This window comes from Arthrobacter sp. 2RAF22 (genome assembly GCF_052115325.1).
GTDB lineage: Bacteria > Actinomycetota > Actinomycetes > Actinomycetales > Micrococcaceae > Arthrobacter.
Window position 1 is genome coordinate 1 of record NZ_JBFRGL010000014.1, and the last position, 12819, is coordinate 12819.

At 65.9% G+C, this 12819-nt stretch carries 10 protein-coding genes and 1 tRNA gene; all 11 read right to left on the bottom strand.

The window, feature by feature from the left end; genetic code table 11:
* Window positions 1-226: 226 nt before the first annotated feature.
* The 11 genes from AB4068_RS11680 to AB4068_RS11730 all read right to left on the bottom strand — a co-directional run bounded on the left by AB4068_RS11680 (window position 227) and on the right by AB4068_RS11730 (window position 12819).
* A tRNA-Asn gene (locus tag AB4068_RS11680) sits at window positions 227-299 on the bottom strand.
* Between the two features lie 62 nt (window positions 300-361).
* The gene (gene dnaG / locus AB4068_RS11685; protein WP_441433468.1) at window positions 362-2323 is read right to left on the bottom strand and encodes a DNA primase; all 1962 of its coding nucleotides are present in this window, start codon (window positions 2321-2323) and stop codon (window positions 362-364) included.
* Window positions 2324-2371: 48 nt separating this feature from the next.
* Window positions 2372-3682: a deoxyguanosinetriphosphate triphosphohydrolase gene (locus tag AB4068_RS11690; protein WP_441433469.1), complete on the bottom strand. Its 1311-nt coding sequence runs from the start codon at window positions 3680-3682 to the stop codon at window positions 2372-2374.
* Window positions 3683-3795: 113 nt separating this feature from the next.
* Complete coding sequence (gene dusB, locus AB4068_RS11695; protein ID WP_284989739.1) at window positions 3796-4977, bottom strand: tRNA dihydrouridine synthase DusB; 1182 nt, start codon at window positions 4975-4977, stop codon at window positions 3796-3798.
* Between the two features lie 58 nt (window positions 4978-5035).
* Window positions 5036-5647 (bottom strand): response regulator transcription factor, encoded by a 612-nt coding sequence (locus tag AB4068_RS11700; RefSeq protein ID WP_234750748.1) that lies wholly within the window; start codon window positions 5645-5647, stop codon window positions 5036-5038.
* On the bottom strand, window positions 5644-6801 hold the full coding sequence (locus AB4068_RS11705) for a sensor histidine kinase (RefSeq protein ID WP_441433470.1): 1158 nt from the start codon (window positions 6799-6801) through the stop codon (window positions 5644-5646). Before AB4068_RS11705 ends, AB4068_RS11700 begins: the two co-directional genes overlap by 4 nt.
* Before the next feature lie 22 nt (window positions 6802-6823).
* Window positions 6824-7600, bottom strand: a complete 777-nt coding sequence (locus AB4068_RS11710; protein ID WP_307052577.1) for an ABC transporter permease — start codon at window positions 7598-7600, stop codon at window positions 6824-6826.
* Window positions 7597-8535 (bottom strand): ABC transporter ATP-binding protein, encoded by a 939-nt coding sequence (locus AB4068_RS11715; RefSeq protein ID WP_307052578.1) that lies wholly within the window; start codon window positions 8533-8535, stop codon window positions 7597-7599. Before AB4068_RS11715 ends, AB4068_RS11710 begins: the two co-directional genes overlap by 4 nt.
* Window positions 8536-8639: 104 nt before the next feature.
* The gene (locus AB4068_RS11720; protein ID WP_307052579.1) at window positions 8640-10073 is read right to left on the bottom strand and encodes a YibE/F family protein; all 1434 of its coding nucleotides are present in this window, start codon (window positions 10071-10073) and stop codon (window positions 8640-8642) included.
* Between the two features lie 195 nt (window positions 10074-10268).
* Window positions 10269-11642, bottom strand: a complete 1374-nt coding sequence (locus AB4068_RS11725) for an FAD-binding oxidoreductase (RefSeq protein WP_441433471.1) — start codon at window positions 11640-11642, stop codon at window positions 10269-10271.
* Window positions 11643-11844: 202 nt separating this feature from the next.
* On the bottom strand, window positions 11845-12819 hold the full coding sequence (locus tag AB4068_RS11730) for a GNAT family N-acetyltransferase (RefSeq protein ID WP_441433472.1): 975 nt from the start codon (window positions 12817-12819) through the stop codon (window positions 11845-11847).

Below are 12819 nucleotides of genomic sequence, written 5' to 3' on the forward strand. Positions count from 1 at the left end.
GCCTCTTCAAACTCTGCAACAACAACGGCACCTGGACCCAGCTCACCGCCGACCTCACCGCCTACAAAGGCCAAACCATCACCCTCTGGTACAACGTCCACCTCGACGGCTCCAGCCCCGCCGACGACACCTGGATGTACCTCGACGACATCACCCTCACCAACAGGTGAGGCACAGACGCCAAAAATCCCCGCCCTCTACTGAGGACGGGGATTTTTGAGTAGCGCTCCTCCGACTGGACTTGAACCAGTAACCCTTCGATTAACAGTCGAATGCTCTGCCAATTGAGCTACGGAGGAATGAAGCGTGTACAAGCCTAACAAAGGGCTGCCGGGAAACGAAATCGGCGCCAGGGCGGCCCTCAGCTGTCCATGCGGAGCGCGCGGCGCTGCATTTCCAGCTGCATGAGTTCCCGGTTGAGGCGCTGGAACTCCTCCGGCTGGGCCGAGGCGTCCAGTCGCTGCAACTGGCCCATCTTGTCCGCCTTGACCCTGGTGATCTGCAGCTCGAAAAGCCGGGCCAAAATGTCGCGGCAATAGCGCTGAAGCGCTTCGGGCGTGCTGGCCGGCAGTGGGACGACGGCAAGCTCGGAGACCAGGCCTTGGAGCGGTTCCGGAACCTCCTGGCGAATCCCTTCCACCCAGGCCACAGGGTCTCCCGCGTGTGCCAGCCCGGCGGCCCGGATGGCGGTGTGCACGGCTGAGTAGGCCGGAGTGACGAAATGGGACGCTTCAAACCGTTCCCATGCTCCGCCGCTAAGCGCAGCTTCGCCACCCAGTACGGCCGGGTTCTGGATGACCACTTCGAGGGCCTGCCGTTCCATGGCGGCAATGGGATCCCGCGGATCCGGGCGCATGAACGCGATGGGAGCGTTCGACGGCGGTGCTGCCGCCGGCTGGCCGGACTGGCCCGGCGCTGCGCCTTGCCCGTGCCCCGGGGTTCCTGGAGTGCCTGCAGATCCCGCAGTTCCTGTATTGCCCGCCGCGCCGGAAGCAGCGCGTTTGGCGGCCAAGCCCACGGCCCGGCTGACTTCCTCGATGGGCATGCCGAGCCAGCCTGCCAGCTCGCGGACATAGGCGGGACGGATACCGGAATCACGAATCTGCGCCACGACGGGGGCCGATTCCCGCAGGGCGGCGACCCGGCCTTCCACGGTGTCCAGGTTGTGGCGTTTGAGTGAGGCCCGGATAGCGAATTCAAAGAGGGGCCGACGGGTGCCGATCAGGTCCCGGACAGCCGCGTCGCCCTTGAGCTGGCGAAGATCACAGGGGTCCGCTCCGCTTGGTTCCACGGCCACGTACGTCTGCGCGACGAAACGCTGGTCTTCTTCAAAGGCGCGCAATGCGGCCTTCTGCCCGGCGGCGTCGCCGTCGAAGGTGAAGATGACCTCTCCCCCGGTGCCGTCGTCGGACAGCAAGCGGCGGGCGATCTTGATGTGGTCCGTACCGAAGGCCGTACCGCACGTGGCCACAGCGGTACCGACGCCGGCAAGGTGGCAGGCCATGACGTCCGTGTACCCCTCCACCACCACCAGTTGCCGGTCCTTGGCGATGTTCCGCTTGGCGAGGTCGATGCCGTAGAGGACTTGGGACTTCTTGTAGAGCACGGTCTCCGGAGTGTTCAGGTACTTCGGTCCTTGGTCGTCCTCGTAGAGCTTGCGGGCGCCGAAGCCGATGGTGTCGCCGGCGATGTCCCGGATGGGCCAGATGAGGCGGCCCCGGAAGCGGTCGTAAATGCCCCGGTTGCCTTCGGAAAACATGCCCGTCAGCTTCAGCTCAGCGTCCGTGAATCCGCGTCCGCGCAGGTATTTCAGGAGTGAGTCCCAACCCTGCGGCGCGTAGCCGACGCCGAACTGTTCGGCCGCGGTCCGATCGAAGCCGCGGCCATGGAGGAAATTGCGGCCCTCGGCGGCCCCTGCCGTGAGCAATTGGGCACGGAAGAATTCGTCGGCGATCTTGTGGGCATCCAGCAGCCGTTGGCGCTTGCCGACCTCTTCGCGGTTGGGACCCGTGCCGCCGTCTTCATAGCGGAGCTCGTAGCCGATCCGGGCTGCGAGCTTTTCCACGGCTTCGTGGAAGGAGCTGTGGTCCATTTTCTGGACGAAGGAGATGGCATCGCCGTCTTCGCCGCAGCCGAAGCAATGGTACCGGCCCACTTGCGGACGGACAGTGAACGACGGCGAGCGCTCGTCGTGGAAGGGACACAGGCCTTTGAAGGTCCCCAAGCCGGCACCCTTGAGGGTGACGTAGCCGTCCACTACTTCCTTGATATCGGTGCGCTGGCGTACTTCGTCGATATCTTCACGTTTGATCAGGCCAGCCACGTCACCATCCTAGTCGCTCCGCACGGGCAGCCGCGGGCCGCCGTCGGGCTACCAGAGCGAGGGGAGGCTGCCCACGAGGCGTTCGTACATCGCCAGCGCCGAAGCGTCCGTCAGGGACGCCACCTGGTCGATGACAACGCGAAGCCGGGCGCCGTCGTCGGGGGCGTCCCGCCAGTCCGCGGCGAACATCGGTTCCAGATGCCGGTCTCCGCTCGCGTTGAGCACGCCGACGAGGGCGTGCAGGACTTCGCGCTGGCGCTCATAGACGGGCTGCCGATGGTCGGTGGAGATCACGAACGTCGTGGCAAGGCCCTTCATGGCCGCGATCTCGGTGACGGTTTCCTCGGGGACCATGAGTTCCGCAGCGTACCGGGTGAGGTGGTCCGGTCCGAAGTGCGCCCTCGTGGTCTCCAAGGCACTCTGGCAGAACCGGCCGATCAACTGGCTGGTCATGTCCTTCAGCGCGGCCATCGACTTGCGGCTGCCGTCGGCTTCGCGGACCCACACGCTCGTGGCTTCGAGGCGGGCCAAGGCAGCATCGATTTCAGCGGGATCGTTGTGGGGCAAGTACCACTGCTTGGTGTAGCCCACCACGCGGGCCCGGTGGTCCGGATTGTCCAGCCACTTCAGCTGGAAATGGCCGGCAACAATGGCGTCCTCGACGTCGTGGACGGAGTACGAGATATCGTCGGCTAGGTCCATCACCTGGGCCTCGATGCAGGAACGGTTGCCCGGTGCGCCGTCACGAAGCCAGGCAAACACGGGCAGATCGTCCTCGTACGCACCAAATTTGCTGCTGCGCTGTCCGTGGATGACGGGGGCGTCGACGGCGGACCACGGGTATTTGGACGCGGCGTCAAGGCTGGCGCGGGTCAAGTTCAGGCCCGCGGGCCGGCCGTCGGCGGCAAGGACCTTGGGTTCAAGCCGGGTCAGCAGGCGCAGAGTCTGGGCGTTGCCTTCGAAGCCACCGATTGCATGGGCGACCTCGTTGAGCGCCGATTCCCCGTTGTGGCCGAAAGGCGGATGGCCAAGATCGTGGCTCAGGCACGCCGTATCCACAACATCCGGATCGCAACCGAGCGCGCGGCCCAATTCGCGGCCCACCTGGGCCACTTCAAGGCTGTGCGTCAGTCTGGTGCGCACGAAGTCATCGGTATCCGGGGCCACCACTTGGGTCTTGGCCCCGAGCCGCCGGAGCGCTGACGAATGCAGCACCCGTGCCCGGTCCCTTTCGAAGTCCGAGCGGTAGGTATTCTTGCGGGGTTCCTGGACCCAGCGTGCCGAGTCGGCCTCCACGTAGCCTGGAATGCCCGTTGCGTTTTCGGCCGGGCGTGCTGCAGACATCGCTTCAGTTCCCATGGGTATCTGCCTCCTCCGCTTGCCGTGCACCGGCGTCTCTTCAGCCCGTGCCTATGCAGCCAGTTTTCCACGACTCGGGCCGTGCGCGTGCACGCGCCGGTCCGGGCCGCGCTTTAGCCGCCTGAGACGTCGAGTTCGGCTGCGGCGATATCGCGCGTCTGGTCCGCGTCCATCTGCCGGCTGAGAAGCCAGTCCTTGGGCAACGCCGGCTTTTTGGGGGAACCTGCGCGTCCGCGCGGGCCTTCCGAATCGATGCCTGGGTACGGCAGGTCCATGTCCAGCTGGTCCAGCAGCTCGCGCAGGACCTCGAGCGTCGGTACCGTGGCCAGTTTGGCACGCAGCTCCCCTCCCACCACGTAGCCCTTGAAGTACCAGGCCATGTGCTTGCGGATCTCACGCAGCGCCTTGTACTCGTCGTTGCCGAAGGTTTCGATCATGAGCTCGGCGTGGCGGTAGACGCCCTCGGCTACTTCGCGCAGGCCCGGACGGTGGCGCTGGTCGCTTCCCTCAAACGCGGCTTGGAGGTCGCCGAAGAGCCACGGGCGACCTTGGCAACCGCGGCCCACTACGACGCCGTCGATCCCGGTTTCGCGCACCATGCGGACTGCGTCTTCGGCGGACCAGATATCCCCGTTGCCCAGGACGGGAATGTCCGGGAGGGCTTCGCGCAGGCGTGCGATGGCGGACCAGTCGGCCTGGCCGGAGTAGAACTGAGCGGCCGTGCGGCCGTGGAGCGCGACGGCGGCAACGCCCGAATCGCGGGCGATCCGGCCGGCGTCGAGGTACGTGAGGTGGTCCTCGTCAATGCCCTTGCGCATCTTGATGGTCAGCGGGATGTCGCCCTTGGAGGCTTCCTTGACAGCGGTCTGGACGATCGAGGTGAAAAGGTCGATCTTCCAGGGGAGGGCGGATCCGCCGCCGCGCCGGGTGACCTTGGGCACGGGGCAGCCGAAGTTGAGGTCGATGTGGTCCGCCCGGTCTTCTTCGACGAGCATGCGCACTGCCTGGCCAACGGTGACGGGGTCCACGCCGTACAACTGCACGGAACGGACTTTTTCATCGTCGTCATGGGAGATGATGCGCAACGATTCCGGGGTGCGCTCCACTAAGGCACGGGAGGTCACCATCTCCGCCACATACAGGCCGCCGCCGTATTCACGGCACAGCCGACGGAAGGCCGAGTTGGTGATTCCGGCCATCGGGGCGAGGATCACGGGGGTGTCCACCGTGATCCGGCCGAGCTGCAGCGGGGGCAGTTCGAGCTTGGGCGAAGGGGGCGTTGCTACTACAGTCACCCGTCCATTGTCTCAAAGCGGGGCAAATCGACGGGACGGTCGAATACGTGCCTGGCCGCTAGAGCAGCCAGCCGTTGTCTTCGGCGATGCGCACGGCCTCGGCACGCGTCCGGCCGCCGGTCTTGGCCATCGCGGCGGACAGGTAGTTCCGGACGGTCCCTTCGGAAAGCATCGCTGACTTCGCGATGTCGGCTACCGTTCCGCCGTCGGACGCTGCCTTGAGCACCTCCCCCTCGCGTTCGGTCAAAGGGCTGTCTCCCGCGGTCAACGATTCCGCGGCAAGCACCGGGTCCACCACCCTGAGCCCTTGGTGTACGCGGCGTACCGCTTCGGCCAGTTGCCGGGCAGGCGTGTCCTTGACGACGAATCCGGAGGCGCCGGCCTGCATGGCGCGCTTGAGGTAGCCTGGCCGCCCGAAGGTGGTCACCATGAGGACCCGGCAGGACGGCGCGGCCCGCCGCACGGCGGCTGCCGCGCTGATCCCGTCCAGGCCAGGCATCTCGACGTCGAGCATTGCCACGTCGGCGGAGTGCTCGACGACGGCGGCCGCCACCCCTGTCCCGTCGCCCAGTTCGGCGACCACCTCGATGTCCGGCTCCAGCCCCAGCAACGCGGCCAATGCTCCGCGCACGAGCGCCTGGTCGTCTGCGATCACCAATCGGATACTCATACCTCCACCGCCAATCTGAACCCTCCCAGGTCGCTCGGGCCAATGCTGACCGTTCCCCCGGCGGCACCCACGCGTTCACGGATCCCGGCCAGTCCATTCCCGGAGCGGCCCCCGGAGGCCGGACCGACGCCGTCGTCCTCGACTAGAACGCTCGACGCCGTCAACCGGACGCGGCAGCGCGCGGCGCCGGAGTGCCGCACAACGTTGGTGACGCCTTCGCGCAGCACCCAGCCGAAGAGCTCCCGGTGACGCGCCGGAACCTGTTCGACGGTTCCCGGCAATTCGGCGTCGATCCCTGCCGATTCCAGGGCCGTCCGGGCGACTGCGAGTTCCGCCAGGACGTTGACGCCGCGGTAACCGGCCACCGTGGCGCGGACGTCGGCGAGCGCGCCACGGGCCAAGTCCTGCACCGCGGAGATCTCGGCGGCGGCCCGGTCGCGGGCCGGGTACTCGCCGGGGACGGTGTCCAGCATCCTGCCGGCCAATTCGGCCTTCACGGCGATGACCGTCAGGGAATGCCCCAGGATGTCGTGCATGTCCCGGGCCACGCGGCTTCGCTCCGCCGCCACGGCTGCATCGGCCAGTTCAGTCTGCGCTTCCCGGAGCCGTGCGGTCTGCCTGATCAGCCGCGCGAAGGCGGACATCATGAGGCCGAGGGACACGATGATCCCGGCCTGGAGCAAGGCCTGCTCCCCGTTGCCCGTCACCAACTGGGTGGTGAAGGAAGCGAGGGCCAATCCGACGATGAGGAAGAAATCCGCGCGCGGCGGAAGGGACGTCATGGCGATGGCGCAGGCCAGGAACGTCCAGGTCCACAAGGTTTCCCGTCCGATGATGAGGATCATCACCCCGTTCAGCGCCAGCAGGATGAAGACGGACACGATCCCCGCCCGGACGCCCAGGCGCCAACTGATCTGTGGCAGGAAGACGTAGGCGGCGAAGAACACCATCAGGGACGCCGACGCCGCCGTTTTCCAGGCCAGCGGCTCGTCCACGGACCACACGATGTTCCACGTTGGCCAGGCCCAGAGCAGGATGGAGAGTCCCGCGCCGATGAACCAGCCCCGTGGCCCAGGACCGCGGAACATGGCACCGCGGAACATGTTGCCGACGAGCATGTCCCTGAAGGAGGTTCGGCCTTGGCTGCTGGTCATGGTGACCACCCTAGCGGCCTGTTCAGACACGTTTCGTGTCGCGGCGGAACGCCATCGCAGCCCCGGCCACGAAGATTGCGAGCCAGATGAGGACGTTGACGATCCACGCCCAGTCGAACTCGCCGGTGATGGGGCTTCGGGCCAATTGCCCGATCCCGTACGCGGGCGTGAACTTGGCGATGTTCCCGAAGGTCTCCCCCATGATCTCGATCGGCATGAACAGTCCACCGAGCATGGCAAGGATGGCCAGGGCCGGGCCGAGGATCTGCATGACGTTCTGGCTCGGCATAAGGTATCCGACGAACAAGCCCAGGGCCGCGAAGACCAGGGAACCCAGCCAAGCGACCAACCCCGCGGTCAGCCAGGTCTGGGCATCCATGGTGACACCTGCAAGGGCGCCGATGACGAACTGGGCCACGACGGCAACAAGGGACAGCGTGAGGGCGGCCATGGCTTTCACCGCGATGTACGCACCGGGCAGGAGGGGCGTGAGGCGAAGCTGGCGGCTCCACCCTTGGGCACGCTCCACCGCCACTTGGCTGCCGGCGCCCGTAGCGGCGGTCATCGCGGCATAGACCGTGAGGCTGATGAGGATGTACTGGCCGTAGCTGTGCCCGTTGGGCAGGAGCTTGTCCTTGTTGGAGAGGCCGAAAATGAAGAAGAAGACGGCTGGCATGAATACCGTGAACATGATGGTCCGGCGGTTCCGGAGCATCCGCTTGATCTCGATCCAGAGGAACGTGCGGTTGACCCCGCCGGTGGACGGTTTCCGTTCCTGGAGGACTGTTGCCGCGCTCATACGAGGTCTCCTTCAAACGTGATGCTTGTGGATTCCGGCGCGGCATCGTCTCCGGTGAGGGCGACGAAGGCCTCCTCGAGGTTGTTGGCCGCCACTTCGACGTCGTGGGCGCCCGTGTTGTTGAGCAGGAAGCGCACGACGGCGTCCGAGTCGCCCGTGCGGACGGTGAGGCGGCCGCCGTCGTAATCCATGCTTTCGACGGGCGGCATCCCGGCCAGGAGCCCGCGCTCAGCCGCCGGAAGCGAAGCCTTGACGGTTCGGCCCGAGGCAAGGTTCTTGATCTGGGCGGCGGTGCCGTCCGCCACGATGCTGCCTTGCCGGACCAGCACAATCCTGTCCGCGTAGGCGTCGGCTTCTTCGAGGTAATGGGTGGCGAAGATGACGGTCCGTCCGCGCTGGGCGTCGCTCCTGATCGCGGTCCAGAAGTCCCGTCGTCCCGCCACATCCATGCCGGTGGTGGGCTCGTCCAGGATCAGCAAACCGGGATCGGAGACGAGGGCCATGGCGAAGCGCAGCCGCTGCTGCTGGCCGCCGGAACACTTTTCGACCTTGCGGTCGGCGATCTCCAGGATGCCCGCCCGCGCCAGGACTTCGTCCACGGGCCGGGAGGAATCGAACATGGCAGCGTTGAGCTGCACGGTCTCGCGGACGCTGATGTCCCGCAGCAAGCCGCCGGTCTGCATCACGGCTGCCACCTGGCCGCGGGCGATGGCTCCCCGGGGAGTGTGGCCGAAGATGGAGACGCTACCCTGGTCCGGGGCGCTCAATCCGAGGATCATGTCGATCGTGGTGGTCTTGCCCGCCCCGTTGGGACCGAGGAACGCCACCACCTCCCCCGGCTGCACGGTGAGGTCCAGGCCGCGTACGGCGTGGACCTTCCCGAAGCTCTTGTGCAGTCCGGCGGCTTGGACGGCCGGCACACTCGCTGTTGTCATGACTCTCCTTGGCTTTGGTTTGCTCCACTACCCATCAAAGCCGGGATCCGTGTCCGGCGCCCGGGCGTGTGTCACCAATGAGGGATGACAAATGTCATCGGAGGCTAGCGGCGCTCGGCTTCCCTGCGTGCCCGCCTGGTCATGACGACGGCGGCAAGCTCGCCAGTATCGAAGGACTCGAAGGCATCGGTGGAACCGGCGTTTTCAAGCTCGCGGACCTTGCCGTCGTCGTCGAGAGCTGGCGCCGCATCCGCCGCGACGGCAGCCGCGAGCCGCCTCGGACCGGTCGCCTTCACCACCAGCACGGCGATCAAGGTGGTCACGGGGATGGCCAGCACCAGGCCGATGGAGCCCACCAGTGTACGGATGACTTCCTCGGACAACTCGGCACTGGTCAGGGCATCGACCAGCGGACGGTCGTAGAGCATGACGATGATCAGGAGGGGAAGGGCTGCGCCGGCGTAGGCAAAGGCGATGGTGTAGACCGTGGAGGCGATGTGGTCCCGGCCGATCCTCATGGCCGAGGTGAACAGCTTTCGCGCGCCAGTCTCGGGTGCGAGCTCGTAGAGTTCCCACACGGCCGCGGACTGGGTGATCGTCACGTCGTTGAGCACTCCGAGCCCGGAAATGATCAGACCGCAGAGAATGATTCCGGAGAGCGAGATCTTGTCCGACATGTTCACGAGCGTGGCGCCCTCGCTGCTCGCGATCCCGGTCAGGTTGGCCGCATCCGTGGCCCAGGCCGCCAGCAGCGCCGTAATGCCGAGGCCGAAGATCGTACCCAGCAACGCGGTGGAGGTCTTGGCCGAGAATCCGTGGGCGAAATAGAGCACCCCCATCATGATGGCGGTGGAGCCGACCAAAGCCACGAGCAGCGGCGGCTTGCCTTCCACCAGTCCCGGAAGCATGAAGCTCACCATCACCACGTAGGCTCCGGCCAGCCCGAGGAGCGCCCTGAAGCCGCGCCAGCGCGCCACCGCAATGACCACCACGGCATACAGGATCGCCAGAAGGGCCATGGGAACGGTCCGCACGAAGTCGAGGAAAACGTACGACGGCGAGCCGTTGCCCGCCGCTGCGCCCTGCACACCGGAGAGGTTCAGGTAGCGGATGCTGTCCCCCACTTTGACGCCGTGGGACTTGGCCACGTCCGGGTTGATGACCACTTTCACCGGGCTGCCGCCGTTATCCGGTTGCGTGGACGCGAAGGTGCACTGGGAGCCCTGCGGCTGTGCGCCGCTGCTTTGGTTCGTGCCGTTCGTACTCGGAGCCTGCGTACCTTGCGTGCAGCTTTCCTGAGTAACCGCCTGGATCTTGCCCGTATCGAACGTCACCCCGGGAGCGGCCGTGTAGGGGCTCGCGAACGTGATGCCCTCTTTGCTCCCCGATGGCCACATGACCAGCATGGCAACGATCGTGAGTACCGCGATCGGAGCCAGCACGGCCACGAGGAGCCAGTTGGCCCGCCTGCGTGACGCGAGCGCCGTCGGGCTTGGCTCGAAATGCTCCGCGTGTCCGTGTGAATGGCCGTGACCCATTAGCTGCAAAACCTCATGCCCACAAGCCTACGTGGGGCAGCGCTGTGTCCCACCCAACTAGCTCGCAGTTGTTGTCGTTATGAGGGCTCAGAACGACAACAAATGCGTGGGCCCACGCCGCCAGGGTTCCCTGGCCGAGCTTGCGAGGCGAGGGTGGCGGTGGGGATCAGTTGGGCTCGCTTGATACCCGAGTGCTCAGGCGGGTTTGATGTTTTGGTTCACGTGGAAGAGGTTTCCTGGATCGTACTTGCCCTTGATGGCTTGCAGCCGCTCGTAGTTGACCCCGTAGTTGTCACTGATCCTGCTCTGGTCTTCCGCATCCATGAAGTTGATGTAGCCGCTGGCAGCAGAGTGCGGACGGAGAGCCTCCGCGTAGTTCCGGGCCCAGGCAATGTTGGCTTCATTGTCCGCGGGGTCCGGCCATTGTGCCGCGATCACCGGGGCGAACTTCATGCCGCGGTTCGCGAAGGCGGTGTCCTGGGCTCCGACCCGGGCCGCCGCGCCGTCGATCGGGTAGACATGGACGGCGGTGTTGAGGCTGGTCACCGTGGACCCGAACTCCGCATGCGCACCAATGACGCCATCGTTGAGTTCACTGATGAAGTTGGCTTTCCAGTATCCTTGCAGCCCCTTGGGATTGAGCCCGTCAAATGCCACGTTGAGTGCCGGGTACGGCATCGGGGTGATCAGGGATCCGGCTACGGGTGCGGCTTCGAGGAACGGCGCCCAGCGGGATTCGCCTTCGGCCATGTCTCCCGTCCACATCCCGACCACGACGCACACTGGCTTGCCGTGCCATTCTTCCGGAAGGAACGGCACCGGCGGGCCTTGATGGAAGCCGAGGAACGCGCCGAACTCTTCGGGAGCGGAGTCCATGTAATCCCGGTAGAACTTCGCCACCGTCTCGGTGTTCTCAGCTCCATAGATGACAATGCCCACATGGACCATGTCCACCGGGTGCAGCTTGTACTCCAGCGACGTCACCACACCGAAATTACCCCCGCCTCCCCGCAAGGCCCAGAAGAGATCTTCGTTCCGGGTTTCGCTCGCAGTCAGGAACTTGCCGTCCGCAGTCACCACGTCAGCGGAGATCAAGTTGTCACAGGACAGTCCGTGCTTGCGGGCAAGATAGCCGATGCCGCCACCCAGGGTCAGGCCTGCGATGCCGGTGGATCCCACAATCCCGCCAGTGCTAGCGAGTCCGAAGGCGTGGGTGGCGTGGTTGAAATCTGCCCAGGTTGTTCCCGCCTCGGCACGGGCCGTACCGGCGTCGGGGTCAACACGGACCCCGGTACGGTTGACGAAATCTATGACAAGGGCATCGTCCCAGGTCCCGAAACCGGGGGCGCTGTGGCCGCCGCCGCGGATAGCCAATGGCAGGGAATTGTCCCGGGCGAAGTTCACGCTCGCGATGACGTCCGCCACTTGGGCCACCCGGACGACTCCCGCCGGACGCTTGTCGATCATCCCGTTAAAGACGGCACGGGCGGAGTCATAGTCAGGATCGCTGGGAGTGACGAGTTGCCCACGGAGCTGTTCACGGAGTCCGTCGAGGGCTGTTCCATTCATGGGTGTTACCGCCGATTCTCTTCATGAGACCGGATTCGTTCCACCCGCCGCTACCCCACCAGAGCAACGGCCGGGGCTTACGTCGTCATGCCTACACCCAGTGCAGCAGCGCCGTCAAGGGTTCACCCAACTGGCTCGCAGTTGTTGTCGTTATGAGGGCTCAAAACGACAACAACTGCGAGCCAGTTGGGCCAGCCGCAAGCTATTCGCTGACCACCAGGGTGTCCGCACCGCGCAGCTTCGCCTTGCCCAGCTCGAGCAAGGGATCGACGACGGCGCACACGGCCGTCATGGAATCGTCCACTTCAAGGAGCACGGGGTGCTGGTAAGCAATAAGCGCCAGCAGGTCGCGGACCGCCTCCCGCGCCTCGTCATCCGGCAAAAGCGGGTCGTGGCCAAGGAACACTTCCGAGGGCTCGTCCGAGCTGCCCTGGGCATAGCTGATGGCGAAGGCCTGCAGCTTGCCCTTGCGGGTGGCCGGAACGCCGGCGCCAAAGGCACTCGCCTTGGGCGCTCGCAGCACGACGGCTCCGTGGGCCCCTGTCAGATCGTCGAGGAACAGCCGCTGCACGGTGGGGATGCCCAGCTCGCCGGGGTTGTCCCAGTGGTGCACGGCTGTGTAGTACCGGCCGACGACGTCGCTCAGTTCCACCGATCCCGTGGCGAGGTCCTCCACCCGCTCGGAAGCGGCTTCTTCGGAGCCGTCACCAAACACAGGCAGCCTGAGCGGCTCGGGATCCACCACCACAAGCCGGGAACGCTGGATGGGTGCAAGCCCTGCCCACTCGGCGAAGGCGGCACCGGCCGTGCCGGGCTCCACTTTGCTGCGCAGCTTGGTGACGCCCGACGGCGACTGCCCGGCTTCGCGCCGCAGCATGGTCAGGAGCGTGGCCCCGATCCCGCTCCGGCGGTGGTCCTTGGCAACCTCGATGTAGGCCCAGAGACGTTCCGCGTGCAGGGACGCCTCGTGGACCACCCCCGCGGCCACCGGAATTCCGATGCCGTCAACGACGTCTTCCGCCACGATGCACCGGCGCCAAGGCTGGCCCTGGCCGCCGTTGCTCGACGGCGCAAGGGCGGCGCGGAATTGCTGGGCCGGCAGGGTCTCCGGCCCACCCCACATTTCCAGGAGCGCGAGGTCGTCGCCCTCACGCCATTCGCGGTACTCGATGGACAC